Origin of the sequence: Candidatus Thiothrix phosphatis (assembly GCF_035668035.1) — a bacterium.
GTDB classification, from domain to species: domain Bacteria; phylum Pseudomonadota; class Gammaproteobacteria; order Thiotrichales; family Thiotrichaceae; genus Thiothrix; species Thiothrix phosphatis.
The window spans coordinates 1-22,016 of the sequence record NZ_JAYMYJ010000028.1; the positions used below are offsets into that span (position 1 = coordinate 1).

Consider the following 22,016-nt stretch of genomic DNA (forward strand, 5'->3'; position numbering starts at 1 on the left):
CCCGCTCGCAGGTGACACTGCCAGCGGGGCTTTTTTATGCGCGCAAACTTTGCGCCGGGGGCGGGCTGAGGTCAGCAGGCAAAGTTTGTCAGCCATTTGGATACGCGCTTCAGGGTTTGCTGAAACTGTTCATGCCTGACTGGCTTCGTCAGGTATGTTGAGGCTCCGGCTATGACACCTTGCACTTCGTCTAGGGGAGAGGTTTTTCCGCTGAGCATGATGATCGGCATTTTTTTCATGGTTTTGCGGGCGCGCATTTGTCTGCAAACTTCATAACCGTCAATACCGGGCATGACAATATCAAGAAATACAAGGTCATATTGCTTATGCGCTGATTTTTCCAGGGCTTCTTCACCGGTTTCGGCAAATTCCGCCTTGATTTTGGCGGCGCGTAATTCCAGTTCCAGTTGTTTACGGATGGAGGCGCTGTCATCAACCACTAAAGCAGTGTATGTGTAATCGTCTGGAGTGAGCGCCGTTTCTATTGCGGCATCGGTGGCGTCTTGTGTGATAGGTTCCGGATCGCTTATCGTTTCTTCAGCTTCGCTGTTTATGGATGGAGCTTCTTCCGGCTGTGTTGTTGCTATCGGTGCTGTGTTTGTGGCTTCTGTTGATTCAGTTTCAGGGGCGGTTGAGTCAGATTCTTGAGGAAGGGGCGTTGATTCTTTTTCACTGACGGATGAGGGAGTTTCTGTGACTATAGGGCGTGACTTGAGCAAGTGAACCGCATCATCAAGAATGCGCATCACGCGTGTGACCAATAGCGGGCGTTGCAACACCATGTCACAAGGCAATACAGATTCGCCGATGCGGATGCTCAAGGCGGGGCCGGTAGGGAGTTGGACGTTTTCCAGTGTGATGATGATATGGGCGTTGTCAGGGTCAGGGTGGACGCCGTAGTTTTTGCCTTGTGATGCAGCAAATGTGATGACACGCTGTATGACCGCCTGATCTTTCTCCGGTAATTCAAGCAAACATATGCCGATTGTTTCTGGTTTCATTATGAGTTTTCTCCACACCGCATGTTAGGCGGCCAATTGTATCCTGAGCCATTTGTTCAAGTACGTTTGCAGGGTGTCATGGCTGACGGGTTTGCCCAGGTAATCATTGACGCCCGCTGCTTGCGCCATCTGTTTGTGTTTCTGGGTGCTGCGCGAAGTGATCATGATAATCGGGAGATGACGTTTTTCAGGCCAGATGCGGATGGCTTGTGTCATTTCCAGGCCATTCATGCGGGGCATTTCCAGATCAGTCAGGATCAGCTCTATAGCCTGGTCATGCAGATGTTGCAATGCATCCAGCCCATCAATGGCAGTGATAGGCAGATAACCCATTTGCTCAACCATCAGGCTGAGTGATTTACGGTTGCTGAGGGAGTCATCAACAATCAGGATGCGCGGCCGTTGCAGTGTGGCGGGTCGGCTTACGTTGCCAGTGTTGTTCAACTCCAGCAATCCGTGTTCGAAATTGCGCAACAAACGTAGCATGTCAAGCACGGGAGCCACAGCGCCATTGGCCAGAATGCAGGCTCCGCTGACCCCTTGGGTCAGGTTTAGCCAAGGCGCAAGGCTCTTGACCACAATGTCGCGCGGCTGCAAGGCCTCGTCGACATGCAGGGCATGGAGCCTGTGTTCGCTTTCAACCAATAGTAAGGAATGGCCCTTGCGTAAATCCGGTGGGTCAGCTTGCCAACCCAATAAACGTGCCAGTTGCGTCACTTCCAACCGTTGTCCTTGATGATTGATGCGCCAAACACCTTGGTCAAGGATGTGTTCGTCAGCCGCCGCGTATTGCAATTGCTGGATGGTGTTGCCGGGAATGGCGACGAGCCTGCCAGCCGCGTGCACCAGCAGGGCATTGGTGGCGATCAGCGTCAGGGGAACCTGGATATGGAGGGTTGTGCCCTGTCCGGGCGTACTGCTGATATGCAGCAGCCCTTGCAGGTTTTCAACAGCAGTCCGCACCACGTCCATGCCGACTCCGCGCCCGGATATTTCGCTCACCTGATCGCGGGTTGTGAAGCCAGGCTCCAGGATGAGCCGTAATGTATCTTCTTCATTCAGCTCAGAATCTGCTTTGATCAGGCCGCGTTCAATGGCGCGGGCGCGGATGCGTTTGCTGTCCAGCCCTTGCCCATCATCTTGCAGGGTCAGATGAATCTGGCTGCTCTTTTGTTCAAAGCGCAGTGTGATTCGCCCTTCCTGCCCTTTACCCAGCGCTTGGCGCTGTTCGGAAGGTTCAATGCCATGGTCGACCGCATTGCGCAGCATGTGCAACAGGGGCGCAGTCAGACCTTGCAGGATGTCGGTGTCGATTTGCAGGTTCTGGCCGTAAATGCTGATGTTGGCTTGCTTGCCGGTGCGGCGGCAGGTTTCACGCACGGTGCGTTCCACCCGCGCCACAATGCTCTGTACCGGAACTAGCCGGGTGCGCAGGATGGTTTCACTAAGCTGGCGCTGCAAACGCTGCTGCTGGTAAATCTGTTCGGAAATCTGGCGGATTTGCTGTTGCAAGCTGCGGGTCAGCTCCCGGTTGTCGGCGATGGATTCGGTCAGCAAGCTGGCAGTGCTGTGCAAGTCGTTATAGGCCTCCAGCTCAAGCTGGTCGAAATGGCTGTCCGGGCTGTTGGGCGGCGAGGCTTGGTGGGCAAGTTGTGCGTTTGGGTTGGCGGATTGCTGGTCGATGGTTTCACCCAATGCGTCCAACATTTGGCGGATATGTTCATCCTGCCGTTGCAGTTGCTTGCCGAAGTTGAGGGTGTGCTGGGCATGCTCCGCAATCTGGCTGGTGGAGGTTATCAGTTCCCCGGCAAGATTGAGCAGGCGTTGGATAGTTTCCATCGGCACGCTGAGGTGGGTGCTGCCGCTGCGTGTTGCAGGCGTGGCATCGGCGGTGGCGTCATCATCGGCGGCGTCATTGCCGGTAATGAAGTCTGGTAGGGCGGGCGGCGTTGTCGGCCACAGGATTTCCGGCTCTATCCCTTCTGGAATTTCTTGCGCAACAGGCTGTTCTGCGGCAAGGCGTTGCTCCCATTCATCCATCGCTGTCAGCAAGGCGGGGTATTCGTCCGGCAACGGCTGGTGTTCCTGCAAGTGGTCGAACAGGGCTTCCAGGCAATCGGCGGCGGCCTCCAGGGTTTCGCCAAGCCCGTTAGGCAACTGGCGGGCGATGTTCAGGTCGAGGATGTCTTCCAGCCGGTGGGTGAATGCGGCGATCGCAGTGACGCCGACCACGCCGCTGGCCCCTTTGATGGTGTGGGCCAGCCGGGCAGCGTGGCGCTTTTGTTCCGGTGAGCCGCCGCCTTTGGCGATGAGGTGGATCAGGCGGGAAGCTTCGGCAATCTGGCCGGGGGTTTCCTGTAGGTAGGCCGCCAGCAGTTCCGGGTGGATGTCAGCGTCCCAAGCCAGCGGATTGGTGTGGCCGTCTGTTTCCGGCTGGCTGCTGGCTTCATCTGCGTTGGCGGATGCCGCCGCAGCGGGTTCGTCTCCTGCTGCTTCGGTGGTGGTTTCCTGGGCGTTCAGGCGCAGGTCGAGAAGCAGCTTTTCCAGCATTGCGGGTTCAGGCGGCTCCGGCCACGCCTCATCCAGCAATTCGGCGGTGAGGGAGGGAAGGTGGGCAAGCTCCTCCGGTTCGCGCAGGGCGATGGCCGTCAGTTCAATCCAGCCAAACAGTTGCCCGCCTTGCAGGAGTTCCAGGATGGCTTCAGGCAACGCCTGAAAGCTGGCCAACATGCCTTGCACCCATTCCGCTGTTTGTTGCACGCCTTCCCGGCCATACAGCGCGGCGGCCATGCTGAGGCGTTCGTATTCGGCGAGGCAACTGGCGGCGACGGCGGCGATTTCCTCCGGTTCCGCCGCCAGCGGGTTCAGGCTGGAAAGTTGCAGGGCGACATCTTCCAGCTCTTCGGCGAAGGCGATGGCGTCATCCATGCGCTCAGGCTTCCAGCTTGAAAACGTTGACCGATTGCACCAGCCGTTGGCTGTATTCGGCCATGTTCCGGGTCAGGCCGGTGAGGGAGAGCAATTCCTTACCGGTGGACTGGGTGGCTTCCAGGATGCGTTCGGCGCGGGTTTGCAGGTTTTTGCTGATGGCGGCTTGTTCAGCGGAGGAGAGGGCGATGCTTTCGACCGATGTGACCAGTTCGTTGGTGGTTTCCAGGGTGGCCTGCATTTGCTGGGCAGCCTCTTCGGCCAGGGTGGAACCGCTCACAACCTGCTCAATGGTGTGCTCCATGGTGGCGATGGTGGTGTTGGCCTCCTGCTGGATATTATGCACCAGGGTGGCGATCTGGTTGGTGGAGTCGCGTGAGTTTTCCGCCAGCCGCTGGATTTCTTCCGCGATCATGGAGAAGCCGCGCCCCGCCTCGCCTGCGGCGGTGGCCTGCATGCTGGCATTGAGCGCCAGCACCGTGGTGCGTTCGGACAGGTTGTTGATAACGTCGATGATCTGGCTGATTTCCTGGGAACGTTCGCCCAGGCGTTTGAGGCGTTTGCCGGTTTCCTGCACCGTGGTGCGGATGCTGGACATGTTTTCCACGGTGCGCGATACGGTTTCCTGCGCATGGCGGGTTGTGCTGGAGGTGGTGTCGGCAACCTGGTTGGCCTGCTGGGCGGACTGGGCGATGGCGTCCAACCGGTGCAGGATGGTGTCAAGTTGGGAGGCGGTTTCTTCAGCTTCAGTCTGTTCCAGCCGCGCGAGTTTGTTGACCTCAAGCGCGTAGTAGTTGACATCCTGGGAGGCTTGTTCCACCGAGGCGGCGACTTCGCGCACCTGTTTGAGCACGTCGCTGGTGTCTTCCGCCAGCTGGTTGATGGCGTCGGCGAGTGGGCCGGTGGCGTCTTCCGTCACTTTGGCGCGCACGGTCAGGTTGCGTTCGCTGAGGTCGAAAACGGCGTCCAGCAAGGAGCCGACCGATTGGTTGAGCTGCTGGTGGTCACGGTCGATCTGTGCTTGGGTGGCAATGCGTTCTTCCACCATTTTGTCGAAATTATAACCCAGCTCGGCGAGCTCATTCTGGCCTTCCAGGGCGACCCGCGCCGCCAAGTCACCAGCGGAAATTTTACGTACCGTACTGATCAGCTTGGCGATGGATTGGTCGATGGATTGGTAGATGTAGTAGCTAAGTAGCGCGGCGACCAGTGTGCCCAATAAAATCAGGCTGATCGTTGCTGTCAGGAAGTGCTGGGTGCCGTTTCCCGCTGAGGTAAGGGTGGTTCCCACCTTGTCAACGTCGCGGTCCACTTCCTTGTAAAGTGTGTTGCGCAATGGCTGGGTGTCGCTGCGCAACCCATCCATGAGGTATTGGCGGAGCCGTTCATTGTCTTTGGATTTGAGTATGTCTTCGCTTTTCTTGATCACTTCAACCAGTTTCTCAGCTTCACTGATCGCTTGCTGGCTTTGTTCATCTTGCCGGGCGACATCGTTTGCCTTGGCATCCTTGTAACGCGGGAGATGGAGGCTTTGCAGGTCGGATTCCAATTTGGTCATTTGTTGCAGGCCTTCTTCCCATGAGAGGCCGCCAAGTTGCACTTCATATAACAGCGTGATGTGGTCACGTTGCAAACGGCGGATCAGTTTGTTGCCTTGGTCAATGGCGGCGATCCTTTGGCTGACTTCCTGCAAAGCCACACGGTTCTGGTTGAGGGCGATGATGGTGAAGGCACCGGTGACGAACAGGATGAGCAACGGGGCCAGAATCAGCAGGTAAATCCGGCGGGCGACTGACAAGTCTCTGAATATATTGGAAAATTTAAGCGCCATTCTGGTTTCTGTCTCCCTTGCTTGAATCAGGTTGGGTCTGGGTTTCTGGTCATGTTGCGTTGGATGTGCCGCAATAATCTGCCGTGGTCGGCGGCCAGCAGGGTTTGGCCGTCATGATACAGGATATGGGGAATCCAGCCGGGCAATGTTTCGCTATTGTGTTCCGTCAAGTCTTCCCGGCTCAGTTTCAAATGACGCGGGTAGCCATCGCAACTCAACACGACCGGCGGAAACTGCGGGTGCTGGAAAAACAATAACTGGCAGTTGTCGGGCATGGGTTGACCCAGCACAACCCTGTGCATGTCGATGACCGGGTAAAGGTCGCCGCGTAAGCTGATAAGGCCTGCGCACCAGTCAGGCGCGAAAGGGACTGGATAGACGGTGGTCGCCGTCAGGATTTCCGCCAGGATTTCCGGCTCCATCAGGATCAGGTTGGTGCCAATGCGGTAGCAAAACCGGCTGACGGTTTGGGCAAGGGCAGGCGCTGCCTGCATGGCGCTCGTTTGTTGTAGGCTTCCCACGCTGGTCTCCCTCGCCAGAATAAGGGGTTCTCTTCCGCTGGAATGTTGGGATGTATCTTAGAATGCAGCGATTTGCTGCAAGACATCCTCATCCGTATAAGGTTTGACGATATAGGCATTGGCACCGAGTTTTTGCGCCCACTGCTTGTCTACCGAGTTGGATTTGCTGGAAATCATGACCACCGGTATCGACTTTGTGGTGGGGTTGCGCTTCAGCGCGCGGCATGCCTGATAACCGTCGCCGTCTTCCATCATGATGTCCAATATGACCAGGTCTGGCAACTGGCTTTCTGCCAAAGCCCTGGCTTCGTTGCCCGATTGCGCAGGTATGACCTGATAACCCGCAGTTTCCAGAATGCGGGTAAGGTTAACGCGTTCGGTAGCGGAATCGTCGGCAATCAATATTTTGCGGATTGCGGGGTTGTTTCCGTTCACACTCGGCATATTGCTCCCTCGGGGGTGAAGTCAATTACGGGCTGCTTCTTGCTGGGTTTGTTGTCAGCCTCGGTGGACAATAACTGTCACTTACATTTATAGTCAACTAGATTCTATTGGGCAAACGGATTTCTGTTTTTCCGAAGCTGCGCCTGCAAGTTGGTAAAGCTTGTCGCTACCCGGCAATTCCGTCATAATCGCCCGTTCATATCGCAATGGTGGCCTGTGTTGGTCCTCCCGCGACGATAGGTGGTGAACCCCGTCAGGCCCGGAAGGGAGCAGCGGTAACTACTGATTCGGGTGCCGGGATGTGGCTGGCGCAGGCTGCCGCCCACTCAAATCTCCATAATCATCCCATGAGTTATCAGGTACTTGCACGAAAATGGCGGCCCCAGGACTTCCAGCAAATGGTAGGCCAGGCGCATGTGCTGCGCGCCCTGATGAATGCGCTCGATGGGAATAATGGCCAACAACGCCTGCATCACGCCTACCTGTTCACTGGCACCCGTGGGGTGGGGAAAACCACCTTGGCGCGTATCTTCGCCAAATGCCTCAATTGTGAAACTGGCGTCACCGCCACACCTTGCGGGGAATGCCGCAGTTGCAAGGAAATCGCCGAGGGCCGTCATGTCGACCTGATTGAAGTCGACGCCGCTTCCCGCACCAAGGTGGAAGACACCCGCGACCTGCTGGACAACGTCCAGTACGCGCCGACCCGTGGCCGCTTCAAGATTTACCTGATTGACGAAGTGCACATGCTCTCCGGGCACAGTTTCAACGCGCTGTTGAAAACGCTGGAAGAGCCGCCGCCGCACGTCAAATTCCTGTTCGCCACCACGGATCCGCAAAAGTTGCCGGTCACCATTTTGTCGCGTTGCCTGCAATTCAACCTCAAGCGCATGCCCGCCGACATGATCAGTGGGCATCTGGCCAATGTGTTGGAACAGGAAGGCATCCCGTTCAGCGACACTGCCTTGCGGTTGCTGGCGCGGGCGGCGGATGGCAGCATGCGGGACGCCCTGAGCCTCGCCGACCAAGCGATTGTCGCGGGCGGCGGCGCGGTCAGCGAAGAAGATGTGCAGGATATGCTGGGCCTGCTGCCGCATGAGCACCTGGTCAGCTTGCTGCAATCGGTGGCGGAGGATGACGGCGGGCGGATGCTGGCGACGGTGGCGCAAATGGCGCAGCTGACGACGGATTTCACTTCGGCGGCGGACAGCCTGATTTCCCTGCTGCATGCCGTCGCCTTGCAGCAGGTGGTTCCGTCCGAGGAGGCGGACGCCGATGTCGCCGCCTTGGCGAAGCTGTTGTCTCCGGCAGATGTGCAGCTTTACTACCAAATGGCGCTGCATGGGCGGCGGGATTTGCCGCTGGCGCCTGATCCGCGCAGTGGGTTTGAAATGTTGCTGTTGCGGATGCTGGCGTTCCGGCTGGATGATGGCAAAACCGTACAACCTGAAAACCGCCCGGTGCAAGCCGAGAAAAAAAAAATTCTGAGTGAAGACGCCCCCGTGCGCGCGGTTAGCCCTACCCCCGTCGAGAAAAAGGCTCTCCCCGTTGTTCCCCCACAGCCCTTAGCCGCGGCCAAGGTTGATGCGCCCGCCAGCATTGTCCCTGACAGGGAAGTGCCTGCCGCGATCATCCCCTCCATAGCACCATCCCACAATGACTGGCACACCATCTTGCCCATGCTGGGCCTTTCCGGCATGGCGCTGCCGTTGGCGCAACATTGCCTGCTGGAGTCCGTGACGGACGAACACCTGACCCTGTTGCTGGATGAAAGCGGCTCCAGCCTGCAAAGCCCGCGCGCTGAAGCCCAACTGGCGGAGGCGCTGGCCAAACATTATGGGCGCGGACTGAAACTGCTGTTCAAGCTGGTGGCGTTGACAGAGGAAACACCGGAAAAGCGCAGCCTGCGCCTTGCGGCGGAACAGCAGGCGGAGGCAGAGGATTCCATCCGCAATGACCCTTTCGTCCAGCAATTGCAGGAAACCTTTGGGGCGGCCATAGTGCCGGGCAGCATCCGTCCGCGCACAGAAGCGGGTAAAGTGTAGTAAACTGCGTTCCATTAACCAAAAAACTGAGGAAATAACATCATGATGGGTAAAGCTGGACTCGGCAACCTGATGAAACAGGCGCAGAAGATGCAGGAAAACATGCAGAAGGCGCAGGAAGAGATTGCCGCGATGGAAATTGCCGGGCAGTCCGGCGGCGGGTTGGTTGCCGTTGTCATCAATGGCAAACATGAATGCAAGCGCGTCACTATTGACCCCAGCCTGTTTGAAGATGACAAGGATATGATCGAGGATCTGGTGACGGCGGCTTTCAATGACGCCGTGCACAAGGTGGAAGAGGCCACCCGTGACCGCATGTCCAGCGTCACTGCCGGGATGCCGATGCCGCCTGGCTTCAAGATGCCGTTCTGATCCATGCACGGATCATCGCTGCTGAAGGAACTGGTCGACGCCCTGCGGTGCTTGCCGGGCGTGGGCGCGCGCACGGCCCAGCGGATGGCTTTCCACCTGCTGGAGCACGACCGGCGCAGTGGCGAACGGCTGGCGGATGTGATGGGAAGGGCGATGCGTGAGATTCGCCATTGCTCCCGCTGCCGCACCCTGACCGAGCACGAAACCTGCCGGATTTGCGCCAATCCGGCGCGGCAAAAGGAATTGCTGTGTGTGGTGGAGCACCCTTCCGATGTGGTGGCGGTGGAGCAGGCAACAGGCTACCGTGGCTACTACTTCGTGCTGGGTGGGCGTTTGTCGCCATTGGACGGCATTGGCCCGGAAGACATTGGCCTGGATGTGCTGGAAGCCCGCCTGGATGAAGGCGAGGTGCAGGAAGTCATCCTCGCCACCAACCCGACGGTGGAAGGCGAGGTCACCGCACACTATATCAGCGGGCTGGCGGCCAAACGCCATATTCCCGCGTCACGCATCGCCCATGGTGTCCCGGTCGGCAGTGAGTTGGAATACGTCGACAGCGGCACCCTTTCCCACGCCTTTGAAGGGCGCAGGAAATATTGAGCGCGAATTTTCAAAACGGCGCAAGCCGCCGCCACAGCCTGTGCAACCTTCTCAATTAATAGTGGCTGCTATGCTTAACACTTTGGTTTCACCGTTGGCGAGGTTGCCAATCATCCAGACCCCTGTCGTGTGGTTGTAGACTTGGGAGCCGTATACCGCTAGCCCGTTATCGCTGACATAAGAAACCCCTGCTGGCAGGTTGTCCGTGACGGCTATATTGGTGGCGTTGTTTGGCCCTTTATTGGTGGCGCTGAGGGTATAAATCACTGTGTCGCCCCGTTTGGCAGCGCTTTTATCGATGGTTTTGTTTAATTCAATATCAACTTTTGGGGGAATTGGTTTCAAGGTGTTGGTGACCGCAATGGTTTTCTGTTGTCCGCTGACAATGCTGACTGTCTGTGAGGGGGAATATTGGGCCGGGTCATAGGTGAAACCTGCCGGAGCAGTCGGGGCCGTTTCCGTCACCGTACATTGGGTTCCGGAGGGAATGGCGTCAGATTCATACGTTTCCCCATTGTGCAGCAGGATGCCGGTTTTGTCGTAGAGCGTTCCCGCGCAATCGAGTTTGAAGCTGAACGCCTGCGGGTCGCTGCCTCCCGTCACTTGCTTGCTGATGCGTACAGTCCCTGAAGGCGCGGAAACCCCCATCCACACCCGGTAACCGATACTGACATAGCGGTTCTCTGCGGGCAGCTCCATCCTGAAGTCGTAGCGGGAGTCCGTCACGGAGCCGAAAGCAGACGCCCGCCGCAGGATCGCAGTGTCGGGGGCGGAAGGGGACAAGGCTGTTTCATGCCGGTTCCCTGTCGTATCAAACATGCCCCATGGGTTGCCGGTTTCTTGCCCGACCTGGGCGTAGTGGCCGGTTCCGCCATAGCCGGGGATCAATGCCCCACCCGGATTGGAATTGTGGATGCCGCTGCTGTTGACGGTCGCCAGCACAGGCTCACCGCCTTGCAGGTTGCTGGTTGGGTAATCGGTGTAGGTCTGGTTGGCTTTATCCCAGTACATTGCCTTGTAGAGTTCATCTTCCAGCGGCAGGCGCGGGCCGGGGTAGGCTGCGTTGAACGCCGTAATCGGGCGGTTGCCCAGTGGTGAACCAGACTGGGCAAAGGTGAATGCCCCCTGCTCAATGTTGCCGGTCGCCAGCCAGTTCATGTAGCGGGCGACCCGGTTGAGCGACAGCCAGTCAATCGGTATTTTGGCCGCCTTTGCCGCCGTCATGTTCATGCCATCATCAGTAAAGGCCGTCACCTTCCAAGGCGGTGTTGCAGAGCTGTTGTAGGTATAGGCGGAGTAGCAGTAATCATTGCCGCAACTGGAGTCAATCGGCTCAAAGCCCATGGTGTTGTTTGGGTCAACGGCATTAAGGAACGCCACCCAGTCGCCAACGGTGATCTGGGTGGAGCTGACCCGATATTTGTAGTTGACGCCGCCGTAGCCTGACCGGGAGTCGTCACCGTTGCCTGGGTCATCGATCAAAACAAAGCTGTTGACGAAGGAGGGGGCGGGCACGCCTGGCGGTAATGTCATGGAGTCTGCTGCGGCATCCCCAACAGCCAACAACGTGGCCGCCAGAAAAATCCACGCTGGCGTGGTATGGCTGATTTTTATCATGGTTTTTGCCCGATTGAGTAAGCTTCTTATTAGTAAAGATGTTTAATGTTGTTGTTTTCACGGCCGTGATCATAAGTTGTCCCTTTCCAGTTACAACTATAAATAATGATTGAATAGTATTCAATAGAGCAAGAAAGATATTTTATGATGTTGCTTATGGAGCCGCCTTGGCGTCACTTCAGGCAACCCTTTGGGAAAGGGTGATGTACGGTGAAAAATCATATACCATGCGGCGGTTAGGCGGCTTCTTTTTGCACAAACCTGAAGAGCGGAGAAAGTATTGATGAGCAATTGCCTATTCTGCCGGATTGCGGCAGGCGAGATTCCGGCAAAAATTGCCTACGAGGATGGGGATGTGGTGGCCTTCCATGACATCAATCCGCAAGCGCCATTGCATGTGCTGGTGATCCCGCGCAGGCACATCGCCACCATCAACGACCTGACGCCTGCTGATGCGGAATTGGTGGGCAAGCTGTATCTGGCGGCGCAAAAGGTGGCGGCGGATGCCGGGTATGCGGAAGAAGGCTACCGCACGGTGATGAATTGCGGCGCAGATGCCGGGCAGACCGTCTTCCATATCCATCTGCATGTGCTGGCGGGACGCCGCCTGAGCTGGCCGCCAGGCTGAACGGCGCATCCTGGACAACGACACAATACCGGGGCTGAAAAATGAATAGACATCTGGGCATGGGGCTATGCCTTGTTTTTTTGTGGCTGGCGGGATGTGGGGATGACAAGCCAAAATCCGTCACCTTGCCAGTAGCCGACAAGTTCACGGACACCAGCGCGCTGGCACAGCCGGTGGCGCGCGAGGATTTGCAGGCCAAAATTCCCGAATTGGCGGCTTATTGGGAAAAGGTGCGGCAGGCCTTGCAGGCTGACCCGCCAGTCTTGCTGCTGGATGGGCATGAGTTGCCCGACCCTCAGGCGCAGTCGGCGCAAAAGCTGGCGGTCGCCCATCCCGAATTCCTCAAATTCACCCGCGACCCCAAAACGGGGGAAGCTTTGCGTAATGAAATCATGACGGTGCGCAAGGCGTTGCCAGTGGATTTCAACGGTAACGCTGGGCCGTGCGCGCAGGCGGAATGCTGGCGGGTGGAGATGTACAGCCATTTCGACAACGCTTCCACCATCGCCTTTGTGGATGTGAAGGGGGAGCGGGTGTTGGGGGTCAGCCGCCAGAACTATGCGCAACCGGATTTGCCGCAGCATCTGGTGGATCTGGCCGCGAAAATTGCGGGCGCGGCACCGGAAATCCAGGCCATTTTGCAAGACCGCGACCGCCAGCCGGACAAAAAAGAGTTCAAGACCGCCTTGCAGGACTCCATGTGCGAACGTTCCCACCATTTGTGCGTCGCCCCCACCTATGTGTTTGCAAACGATGCGCTCTGGGCGATTGTGGATTTGACCGACGGCAAGCTGGTCGGCTCCCGTTGGACGGATCTCGGCTCCAGCGGCCCGCGCACGGTGGTGACGGAGCGTAGCCTGGAAAATGAAACCACCTTCCGCAATTACTGCGAAAAAGTGAACTCGCTGGCGCAGGCTGGTTGGAGCATGGATTATGTCATCACTGGCTCTGACGGCTTGCAGCTTACCAATGTCAAGTTCAATGGCAGGCCGGTGTTGAAGAACGCCAAGCTGCTGGACTGGCATGTCAGTTATTCCTCGCGTGAAGGGTTTGGCTACAGTGATGCGATTGGTTGCCCGTTGTTCAGTTCGGCGGTGGTGATCGCCTACGATGGCCCGAAGACCGAACCTATCGTCAAGGATGGCCAGGAGGTTGGGTTTGCGCTGGTGCAGGATTTCCGCCAGCCACCATGGCCGACGCCTTGCAACTACCGTTATGTGCAGCGTTTCGAGTTTTACCGGGATGGCCGTTTCCGGGTGGCGCAGGCTGATTTCGGGCGTGGCTGCGGGACTGATGGCATGTACCGTCCGGTCGTGCGTATCGACCTGGATGTGGGCGGCGCGGGTGCGGCTGATTCGGTGGCGGAATGGGATGGTGCCGGGTGGAAAAACTGGGACAAGGAGCAATGGCGTTTGCAGGATGATGCCAAACTGACTGCCGAAGGTTACCAGTACCGGGTGACTGGCCAGGATGGTGGCGGTTTTTATGTCGAGCCGGGGAACGGCCAGTTTGGGGATCAGGGGCGTGGCGACCATGCGTTCACCTATTTCAGCGCCTATAAGCCGGAGGAAGGGGAGCAGGATACGGTGACGCTCGGCTCTTGCTGCAACAAGGATTACCGCCAGGGGCCGGAACATTTCATTGAACCGGCTGAACCTTTGCAAGGCAAGGATGTGGTGCTGTGGTATGTGCCGCAGATCAAGAATGATGGCGATCCGGGCAGCGAATATTGCTGGGCGGATACACGGGTAAAGGACGGCGTACAGAATATCGAAGTGTGGCCTTGCTGGTCAGGGCCGATGTTCGTGCCGGTCAAGGCAGGCGGGTGACGGTCATGCGTAATGTTGCTGTTCTAATGGGTGTGGCGTTGGCGCTGAATGGTTGCGGCAAGCCGGATATGGGCGATTTCACGCCCGGTGTGGCAGATGCCTGCCATGCCATGCCTGGTTTCATCCGCAACACCGGCTTGGGCGGCCAGGTGGCGATTGACACGCAACAGCGTGGTTACACCGGCATCCGTTTGCTGAATGCGCAAACCGGCCAGTCGTGGAGCCATCCAAGCTGGGATGACGCCGGGCATGTGGGGGCGTTTGTGCGTGACCGTGACGGGAATATTTACATTGCCCCCACGCCGGAAGTCAGCCTGGCCGAAAACCCCCCTGCCTTGCAGAACCGCATCTACCGGATTGACGCGCAAAGCGGGGAAATGGCCTTGTGGCTGGAACTGCCGTCGGCTGCCCCGCCATCCCCCGCCAATCCGTTTGGGGTGATGGGGCTGTTTTACGATTGCGACACCAATAGCCTGTACGCCACGTCGCTGGCTGGCTCCAAGCCTGGGCAGGCGTTGGGGCGGGTGTACCGTATCGATGTCGCCCGCCAACAAGTGGTGGGGCAATTGGAGAACACCGACGCAATTGGGGTCGGCGTTTTCAATGGGGTGCAACACAAGCGGCTGTATTGGGGGTCGGCGCGTTCATCGGATGTCTATTCGGTTGCGCTGGACGCCAACGGGGATTTCACCAGCGATGTGCGCCACGAATTTGCGCTGGCGACATTATCGGGCGGCAACACCACCAGTGTGCGCAAGATCGAGTTCGGGAAAGACCGGCAAGGGCAGTATCTGTTGCAGGCCAAAGAGGTGGAGTTCGGTTTCCGGTTGATGGCGGAAAACAACCTGCATAGGCGGATTTATCTGTTCCGTTATGGGCCAGCGGATGACAAGTGGTCGTTCATGGATTCTATTCCAGAGCAATAGGCCACATACCGATCCTCAGGTTTTGCTTGTTGGCAGCGGCATATCCATATTAAATTTTGTACTGGCAAAAAAATAATGGATGGGGCACATGCATACAAGAGGCATTCTTCGCCGGTGGTGGCGGAGTCTTGGGGTTGGTATTCTGCTGATCTTTTCGCAGGCTGTTCATGCCGACATTTCTGGTAAGGTCTTCCGTGATTTCGATGGTGATGGGGTTCTTACCGCGAATTCCAGTTTCAATGAGGTGGGGATGGCGGGCGTCACTGTCAGGGCGTTTGACGCCACGGGCGTGGAAAAAGCTACTGCCGTTTCGGCGTCCGATGGCTCTTATTCGCTGGCTGGGTTGGCAAATGGCGCTGATTACCGCTTGGAGTTTTCCTGGCCGGAAAGCTGGCTTAAATCCGGCGCGGCAGGTGGCACTGCTGTGCAATTCGTCAAGGATGGGGCTACGGGGGTGGATTTTGCAGTCCTGAACCCGGATGATTTCAGCAATACGACCAACCCTTACCTTGTGATCCCCCAGTACATCAATGGTGATTCACAGGCATCTGGCACGATTGCTGACCAGGCGGGGTTGTTTGTGTTCCCTTATGGCGCGACGAGTGCCGACTATACCAACCAGACTCCTGCACCCGTAGTCAAGGCAACCATGGGCCAGATTGGGGCAACCTGGGGCACCGCTTTCCAGCGTAGTACCCAGACACTCTATACATCAGCCGCCCTGCGGCGTTTTGTTGGCTTCGGGCCTTTGGGGATTGGTGGTATCTACAAGGTTGACATGAGCGACCCGACGACGGCCAGTAGTGGTTCCCTCAATTACATTGATGTGAAAAGTATCGGCATTCCAGTGGGCGATAGTCCGCGTGATGCTACGTCCTGTAATAGCTTGGCAACCGATATGACACAGCCCGCCCACGATATTGCGGCGGCGGAGCAAATCGGCACGATCGGCATTGGTGGCATTACCATGGACAATGAACATAACCGTTTGTGGCTGGTCAACATGGCGGATAAAAAACTGTATGGCATTCAGAATGTCAGCCCGGCCACTACCCCGACAGCGGCTGATGTGTTGGGTGGGTATGGCATTGCCTTGCCATCTGGGTATGCCTGCCAAAATGGGGAGTTGCGCCCGTGGGGTGTGAAATACCATGAAGGCAATGTTTATGTCGGAGTCGTGTGTGATGCTTCTTCCGCTCCTTATCCGGGTACGGATGAATTGATGGGGTATGTCCTACGTTTCGACCCCACAAATCCAACCAGTGGTTTTGCGGTCGAGCATTCATTTGGGTTCAGCAGCCCCCGGGCGGGCTATGGCCCAAACGCCGACTCCACATGGTCGGCCTGGTACCACTCTGACTCGATAGTGAATGTCCCGCTGATTGCCAGCATTGAGTTTGATCTTGATGGGTCGTTGATGCTGGGTATCCTTGACCGTTCGACCATTATAACGGGTACCAACAATTACAATAGCCTGAACTGTTCGGATACCAACTTAAGTGATTACACGGGGTCAGGTGATGTTTTGCGTTTCTGTAAGTCTGCTGGTTCATATAGGGAAGATGGCACCACAGGTTGCGCCACAGCTATTCCGGCAAGCGTAAAAACCCATGAGGAGTATTACTGGGGGGATTATGGCCCAATCAAGGATGATACCAGCGCATTCAATGAAACAACCCAAGGAGGCTTGGCTTTTTTGCCCGGTTCAGGGCAACTGGTCAGTAACGGTTTTGACTTGGTGGAGTTTCATGAAGGCGGGGTTTATTGGCTAAATAACCAGACAGGTGGGGATGACAACCGTTATTTCCTTTATGCCACCGAAACGGGTGTCCCTTATGTGCCCGCCACCATGGGCAAAACTTCTGGCCTGGGGGATTTGGAAATGGTGCTTGACCCTGCTCCTGTTGAAATCGGCAACCGCGTCTGGCTGGACAGCGATGGGGATGGTATCCAGGATGCGGGCGAAGCGAGCATTCCGGGCGTTGAGGTAAAATTATTGGCGGCGGATGGTGTCACCGAACTGGCGGTGGCGACCACAGCGGCGGATGGGACGTATTACTTCAGCAGTGCAGCCGGAACCTCTACGGCCAGCACCCTTTACGGCGTCAGCGCCCTGCAACCGGGGACTGCCTACACGCTTAAGTTTCCGACGGCTGTGACCGTATCCGGCGCGGCTTACAAGCCAACAACGGTCACCGTTGGCGGCAACCGTGAGATCGATTCCAACGCTTCATCCGCTGGGCTGGTTCCCATTACTACCCTGGACATTCCTGTGGCCGGGGCGAACAACCACTCCTTTGACGTGGGGTATGCCGAAACTAAGGTTGATGTTGCATTGACCAAAACGGTAGAGCCTGCCACTGCCAAACGGGGGGATACGGTGGTTTATACCTTGACGGTCACCAACGCGGGCGAGGGTGTGGCGACCGGGGTGAAAGTGACGGATAAGCTTCCTGCTGGCCTGGTCTTTGTCTCCCATGATGGCTCCACGCCTGATGTATATGACGCCATAACAGGCGAGTGGAATGTGGGTACGGTCGGGGTGGGGGCGGCTAACGCCGTCACCCTGAAGGTCACGGCGACAGTCAAGTGATGCTTTTATGAAAGGGGATGGATTGCGGTTTAGATAGGCCACAAGTTCCGGAAACTGGATGGGTGCTAGTGTGGGGCATGGATGCGCCATAGTCGGCTGCCGATAGGCTTGAGCACTTTGGCCGCATACCGATCCTCAGGTTTTGCTTGTTGGCAGCGGCATATCCATATTAAATTTTGTACTGGCAAAAAAATAATGGATGGGGCACATGCATACAAGAGGCATTCTTCGCCGGTGGTGGCGGAGTCTTGGGGTTGGTATTCTGCTGATCTTTTCGCAGGCTGTTCATGCCGACATTTCTGGTAAGGTCTTCCGTGATTTCGATGGTGATGGGGTTCTTACCGCGAATTCCAGTTTCAATGAGGTGGGGATGGCGGGCGTCACTGTCAGGGCGTTTGACGCCACGGGCGTGGAAAAAGCTACTGCCGTTTCGGCGTCCGATGGCTCTTATTCGCTGGCTGGGTTGGCAAATGGCGCTGATTACCGCTTGGAGTTTTCCTGGCCGGAAAGCTGGCTTAAATCCGGCGCGGCAGGTGGCACTGCTGTGCAATTCGTCAAGGATGGAGCGGTTAATGTTGATTTTGCTTTGATGAATCCTGCTGATTACTCACAACAGGCTCCAGACGTGGTTACTACAATGTCAGTTTTGGGCCCAACAGACACTGTCACAGCGCCAGGTAAGGATTTTCGGAATTTGGTCAATTTGGTGAAGTTTCCTTACGCTGCGGAAGGATACCCTGGTTCCGCAGGTTATATAGCACCTACGGCTCTAGCTAGGCATCAGGACATTGGTTCAACATTTGGTCTGGCGTATGACCGTAATACGGGTAGTGTGTTTGCTAGTGCATTTTATAAGCGCGGCAGTGGATTTGGCCCTGGAGGCCCGGGTGCCATTTATCGTGTTAGTCAGGGGGGGGCTATTAGTGTTCAGGCCACCATCCCAAATGTCGGGAGTACTGCCCATAGTTTCAGTGCCGTCGCGCCTTATGACCAATTTGACTATGATCTGGACGCCAAAACGGCGATAGGAAAGGAATCGTTGGGGGATATCGACATTTCGCCCGATGGACAATGGTTGTATGTGGTCAATTTGTTTGACCGGCATTTATATCAGGTTTCCACGACAACAGCGAATCAGGTTACGGACTTGGGGGCGATTACGCGCCCGGCAGATTGTGTGAGTGATCTGGACTTCCGGCCGTTTGCTTTGGCGTTCAATGATGCGAATGAATTATATGTGGGGGCTGTCTGCTCGAATGAATCCGGTCTGGAATCAGGTGGCCAACCTGCTGCGTTAGTCTTGAAACGCGAAACGGCAGGAAGCTTTAGCCGAGTTTTTGGTTTTGGTTTGCAGTTTGGGGATGTTCAAGATGATCCTCAAAAGCCGTACTGGGGCAGTTGGGCGATCTGGGCCAGTTGGGAGAATGGATATGTCCCACTGTTTTCGGACTTGTTTTTTTATGGCAAAGATATGGTGATGGGCTTCCGTAATGTTAGCCTTGACCGATTTTATTTTCCTGCCGCTTCATCTCCTCCGATAGGCGAGCTTTTGAAAGCCTGCTGGACTGGGACAGATTGGCAGTTGGAAAATAATGCAGTATGCGGTGGAGCTACGGGTGCTTTGCCAAATTTTAATGCCACTAATCCCCAGCATGTGGATACTGGCCCAGGTGGTGGGAATTTTTTCGATTTCACAGATGCGTATGGTGATCAGGGATTCCAAGGTGGTTTGGCTCATGTTCCAGGGCATACATCCTTCCTGCACACATCATCGGATCCATACCAAGCCACCGCAGGTGGTATGTTTCGGGCTGACATCCTGACGGGCCAGAAGAGCCAAGCCTATGAGGTTTATCATGGTTCAGCCACCAATACATTTACAGATTACACTTTGTTGACGCCTGCAATTGATGGTTATTTTGGCAAGTCTAATGGGATGGGAGATCTTGAGGTGTTGAGTGATCCTGCTCCCATTGAGATCGGCAACCGCGTCTGGCTGGACAGCGATGGCGACGGTATCCAGGATGCGGGCGAAGCAGGCATTCCGGGCGTGGAGGTGAAATTGCTGGCGGCGGATGGCGTCACCGAACTGGCAACAGCGACCACGGCGGCGGATGGGACGTATTACTTCAGCAGCGCTGCCGGTACATCTACGTCCAGCACCATTTACGGCGTCAGCGCCCTGCAACCGGGGACGGCTTATACGCTCAAGTTTCCGACGGCTGTGACCGTATCCGGCGCGGCTTACAAGCCAACAACGGTCACCGTTGGCGGCAACCGTGAGATCGATTCCAACGCTTCATCCGCTGGGCTGGTTCCCATTACTACCCTGGACATTCCTGTGGCCGGGGCGAACAACCACTCATTTGACGTGGGGTATGCCGAGGTCAAGGTTGATGTTGCATTGACCAAAACAGTGGGGCCAGCTGCCGCCAAGCGGGGTGAAACGGTGGTTTACACCCTGACGGTCACCAACACGGGCGAGGGTGTTGCGAGCGGGGTGAAAGTGGTGGACAAGCTCCCTGCTGGCCTGACTTTCGTTTCCCATGACGGTGCCACGCCTGATGTGTATGACGCCGTAACAGGTGAGTGGGATGTCGGTACGGTTGGGGTAGGGGCAGCGAATGCGGTTAGCTTAGGGATTACCGCGACAGTCCAATAACGGTTGGGCAGTAGCGTCTTGTATCATCTGTTGATTGATGTGGGCACAAGAAAATAATTATGTTTAATAATAATTTAGAAGGCTAAATGTATAAGAAGGCGATACTGCAAGCATGGGGGCGGTTCCTATGTGGGGGTGGGCTGGTTCTTGTCTCACAGCTGGTGCATGCCGACATATCGGGTAAAGCATTCCGCGATTTCAACGCCAATGGCGCATTCGACAGCAGTGCGGCGTTCCACGAAGTTGGCGTGGCTGGCATTACGGTAAAAGCTTTTGATACAGCGGGCGCACAAGCGGCGACAGCGATTTCGGCAGCGGAAGGCTCGTATACGCTTGTTGGCCTGGACAGCGGCGCAGACTACCGGCTGGAATTCAGCTGGCCAGAAAATTGGTTGAAGGAAAGTGCAGCCGGGGGGACATCAGTCCAGTTCGTTCAGGATGGCGCTACGGATGTGAATTTTGGCGTCAATGAACCGGCCGATTATTCCCAATCCAACCCACCCATTATTGTCGCCGGGCAGCTCGGGGGGCTGCCAACGGGTGATGCATCAACGGATACATCCATTTATTCAATTCCTTATGATACGACAGGTTTTAATAGGGAATACCATGCTGACAGTGGTGTGCAGGGTTTGGCTCCTGTCCCTTCCCGGGATGCGGCAGTCGGCAACACCGGCGCAATCTGGGGGGTGGCGTGGCAGGCTGACAAGCGCCGGGTGTTTGCAACCGCCATGATCAAACGCCACAGCGGTTTGCTGGGTGGTGAGGGTGATGTCTATGTTGTGGATTACCAGCACTACAGTTATGCGGATAACCATGCCGGTGCGCCAGGGAGTTATGCCGGTAAATTCAGCTTGCAGGGCGTAAAGCCTTCGAACAGCAATGTGCTGTTGGACTTCGGCAGCGTGTGCCGCTCCTCTGCGTGTGGCCTGGCCGCAGACTATGAGCTTAACGCAAGCAAGGGTGCGCCGACCTGGGATTTGGATGGTTTCAGGCAGGTTGGCCGTATGGCGATTGGTGATGCGGATATGCAGCCCGGCACCAATACCTTATGGCTGGTTAATCTGTACCAAAAAGGGTTGGTCGCCGTTGATGTGTCAGGGGACAGCGCCAGCCTGCCCGGCGAGGTGCGGCAGTATCTGATCGAAAGTTTGCCCAATGCGCCAGTGTGTAATGGCGGCGGCCTGCGTCCGTGGGCTTTGGCGTTCCGTAACGGCAAGGGTTATCTGGGGGCTGTTTGCGATGCCGCCCTCTCCGGTGATGATGCGGACTTACAGGCTTTTGTCCTGTCGTTTGACCCGGCCCATGTTGAGGCGGGCTTCACGGTCGAGGTTTCCACGGAGCTGAATTATGCGCATGAACATCTGAAGTTCATGCCGTGGCTTGACGCCTACACGGCTCCCCCGGTGGCTGAACCTGGCACCTGGAATACGTTTGCGCCACAGCCGGTTTTGTCCGATCTTGAGTTTGACGAAAGCGGCAATCTGTACCTGAATTTCATGGATCGGTTTGGCCATCAAACAGGCAATGAAAATTATCCCGCTGAATCGGGGCGCAACCAAATCCGCGCATACAATTCGGAAGGGGACATTCTGAAAGCCTGTAAAACAGCCGTGGGGTTCGCCATCGAAGGCAGCCCGGATTGCAATACGGGCAAGGCGATGGGTGAGTTTTTTGATGACATTGCTGGGGATGGCAGCAAGGAAGGCCCCACCGGCGCTTTTTTGCAACGGAAAGGCTCACAGCAACTGGTTTCTTCGCTGATGGATCCCCATCCGGCAGGTGAGATCGTGGACTGTGAGCTTTACCCTGACAAGTTATGCTGGTGGAACACACAGGGTATCCAGACATTTAACCTGCAATCAGGCCAGATTGATAACTGGTATACGATTAGGAACTCTAAAGGGACTGGGGACGCGGGCAAGGGCTCAGGTCTGGGGGATATGGAGTTGATGTCTGACCCTGCTCCTGTCGAAATCGGCAACCGCGTCTGGCTGGACAGCGATGGCGACGGTATCC

The 22,016-nt window shown here is 56.5% G+C and carries 15 protein-coding genes, 1 other RNA gene and 1 pseudogene; 11 read left to right on the forward strand and 6 right to left on the reverse strand.

The genetic code is table 11. The features are described 5' to 3' along the window. Window positions 1–71: 71 nt before the first annotated feature. Genes VSS37_RS02910 through VSS37_RS02930 form a run of 5 tightly spaced genes read right to left on the reverse strand, consistent with a single transcriptional unit; the run spans window position 72 to window position 6,725 of the window. Window positions 72–1,001: a response regulator gene (locus VSS37_RS02910; RefSeq protein WP_324693145.1), complete on the reverse strand. Its 930-nt coding sequence runs from the start codon at window positions 999–1,001 to the stop codon at window positions 72–74. 24 nt (window positions 1,002–1,025) lie between these two features. Then, complete coding sequence (locus VSS37_RS02915; protein ID WP_324693146.1) at window positions 1,026–3,929, reverse strand: hybrid sensor histidine kinase/response regulator; 2,904 nt, start codon at window positions 3,927–3,929, stop codon at window positions 1,026–1,028. Window positions 3,930–3,933: 4 nt separating this feature from the next. Continuing rightward, window positions 3,934–5,760 (reverse strand): methyl-accepting chemotaxis protein, encoded by a 1,827-nt coding sequence (locus VSS37_RS02920; protein WP_324693147.1) that lies wholly within the window; start codon window positions 5,758–5,760, stop codon window positions 3,934–3,936. A 26-nt stretch (window positions 5,761–5,786) separates the two neighbouring features. Next, window positions 5,787–6,281 (reverse strand): chemotaxis protein CheW, encoded by a 495-nt coding sequence (locus tag VSS37_RS02925; protein ID WP_324693148.1) that lies wholly within the window; start codon window positions 6,279–6,281, stop codon window positions 5,787–5,789. Between the two features lie 57 nt (window positions 6,282–6,338). After that, window positions 6,339–6,725 carry a response regulator gene (locus VSS37_RS02930; RefSeq protein WP_375339122.1) on the reverse strand — a complete coding sequence of 129 codons (387 nt, stop codon included), beginning with the start codon at window positions 6,723–6,725 and terminating at the stop codon, window positions 6,339–6,341. A 217-nt stretch (window positions 6,726–6,942) separates the two neighbouring features. On the opposite strand from VSS37_RS02930, the gene ffs reads away from it, so the two are divergent. From ffs to recR, 4 genes are all read left to right on the forward strand, one after another. After that, window positions 6,943–7,039, forward strand: an RNA gene (ffs, locus tag VSS37_RS02935) — signal recognition particle sRNA small type. Window positions 7,040–7,123: 84 nt separating this feature from the next. Next, complete coding sequence (dnaX, locus tag VSS37_RS02940; protein WP_375339123.1) at window positions 7,124–8,770, forward strand: DNA polymerase III subunit gamma/tau; 1,647 nt, start codon at window positions 7,124–7,126, stop codon at window positions 8,768–8,770. A gap of 42 nt (window positions 8,771–8,812) precedes the next feature. Beyond that, on the forward strand, window positions 8,813–9,142 hold the full coding sequence (locus VSS37_RS02945; RefSeq protein WP_445971470.1) for a YbaB/EbfC family nucleoid-associated protein: 330 nt from the start codon (window positions 8,813–8,815) through the stop codon (window positions 9,140–9,142). Window positions 9,143–9,145: 3 nt separating this feature from the next. Beyond that, window positions 9,146–9,742 carry a recombination mediator RecR gene (gene recR, locus VSS37_RS02950; RefSeq protein ID WP_324693151.1) on the forward strand — a complete coding sequence of 199 codons (597 nt, stop codon included), beginning with the start codon at window positions 9,146–9,148 and terminating at the stop codon, window positions 9,740–9,742. Between the two features lie 51 nt (window positions 9,743–9,793). On the opposite strand, the gene VSS37_RS02955 is transcribed toward recR, so the two are convergent. Continuing rightward, a complete protein-coding gene (locus tag VSS37_RS02955) occupies window positions 9,794–11,359 on the reverse strand; it encodes a DUF5979 domain-containing protein (RefSeq protein ID WP_324693152.1) in 1,566 nt (521 codons plus the stop codon). 283 nt (window positions 11,360–11,642) lie between these two features. Here VSS37_RS02955 and VSS37_RS02960 point away from each other — a divergent pair, with 283 nt between their 5' ends. From VSS37_RS02960 to VSS37_RS02985, 7 genes and pseudogenes are all read left to right on the forward strand, one after another. Beyond that, complete coding sequence (locus tag VSS37_RS02960; protein ID WP_324693153.1) at window positions 11,643–11,987, forward strand: histidine triad nucleotide-binding protein; 345 nt, start codon at window positions 11,643–11,645, stop codon at window positions 11,985–11,987. Between the two features lie 41 nt (window positions 11,988–12,028). Further along, on the forward strand, window positions 12,029–13,816 hold the full coding sequence (locus VSS37_RS02965) for a hypothetical protein (protein ID WP_324693154.1): 1,788 nt from the start codon (window positions 12,029–12,031) through the stop codon (window positions 13,814–13,816). Between the two features lie 5 nt (window positions 13,817–13,821). Then, window positions 13,822–14,742, forward strand: a complete 921-nt coding sequence (locus VSS37_RS02970) for an SMP-30/gluconolactonase/LRE family protein (RefSeq protein WP_324693155.1) — start codon at window positions 13,822–13,824, stop codon at window positions 14,740–14,742. Between the two features lie 88 nt (window positions 14,743–14,830). Beyond that, entirely contained in the window at window positions 14,831–17,335 is a 2,505-nt protein-coding gene (locus tag VSS37_RS02975; protein ID WP_324693156.1) for an SdrD B-like domain-containing protein, read from the forward strand. A 208-nt stretch (window positions 17,336–17,543) separates the two neighbouring features. Beyond that, window positions 17,544–17,864: pseudogene (locus tag VSS37_RS21780) on the forward strand (SdrD B-like domain-containing protein); the annotation flags it as partial. Window positions 17,865–17,879: 15 nt separating this feature from the next. After that, the gene (locus VSS37_RS02980; RefSeq protein ID WP_324693157.1) at window positions 17,880–19,997 is read left to right on the forward strand and encodes an SdrD B-like domain-containing protein; all 2,118 of its coding nucleotides are present in this window, start codon (window positions 17,880–17,882) and stop codon (window positions 19,995–19,997) included. Between the two features lie 86 nt (window positions 19,998–20,083). Continuing rightward, a partial coding sequence (locus tag VSS37_RS02985) for an SdrD B-like domain-containing protein (RefSeq protein ID WP_324693159.1) occupies window positions 20,084–22,016 on the forward strand: 1,933 nt, incomplete at its 3' end.

Coding starts and splice junctions, on each gene's coding strand:
- VSS37_RS02910 (WP_324693145.1), bottom strand. CDS start 1,001: ATGAAACCAGAAACAATCGGCATATGTTTGCTTGAATTACCGGAGAAA.
- VSS37_RS02915 (WP_324693146.1), bottom strand. CDS start 3,929: ATGGATGACGCCATCGCCTTCGCCGAAGAGCTGGAAGATGTCGCCCTG.
- VSS37_RS02920 (WP_324693147.1), bottom strand. CDS start 5,760: ATGGCGCTTAAATTTTCCAATATATTCAGAGACTTGTCAGTCGCCCGC.
- VSS37_RS02930 (WP_375339122.1), bottom strand. CDS start 6,725: ATGCCGAGTGTGAACGGAAACAACCCCGCAATCCGCAAAATATTGATT.
- dnaX (WP_375339123.1), top strand. CDS start 7,124: ATGGTAGGCCAGGCGCATGTGCTGCGCGCCCTGATGAATGCGCTCGAT.
- VSS37_RS02945 (WP_445971470.1), top strand. CDS start 8,813: ATGATGGGTAAAGCTGGACTCGGCAACCTGATGAAACAGGCGCAGAAG.
- recR (WP_324693151.1), top strand. CDS start 9,146: ATGCACGGATCATCGCTGCTGAAGGAACTGGTCGACGCCCTGCGGTGC.
- VSS37_RS02955 (WP_324693152.1), bottom strand. CDS start 11,359: ATGATAAAAATCAGCCATACCACGCCAGCGTGGATTTTTCTGGCGGCC.
- VSS37_RS02960 (WP_324693153.1), top strand. CDS start 11,643: ATGAGCAATTGCCTATTCTGCCGGATTGCGGCAGGCGAGATTCCGGCA.
- VSS37_RS02965 (WP_324693154.1), top strand. CDS start 12,029: ATGAATAGACATCTGGGCATGGGGCTATGCCTTGTTTTTTTGTGGCTG.
- VSS37_RS02970 (WP_324693155.1), top strand. CDS start 13,822: ATGCGTAATGTTGCTGTTCTAATGGGTGTGGCGTTGGCGCTGAATGGT.
- VSS37_RS02975 (WP_324693156.1), top strand. CDS start 14,831: ATGCATACAAGAGGCATTCTTCGCCGGTGGTGGCGGAGTCTTGGGGTT.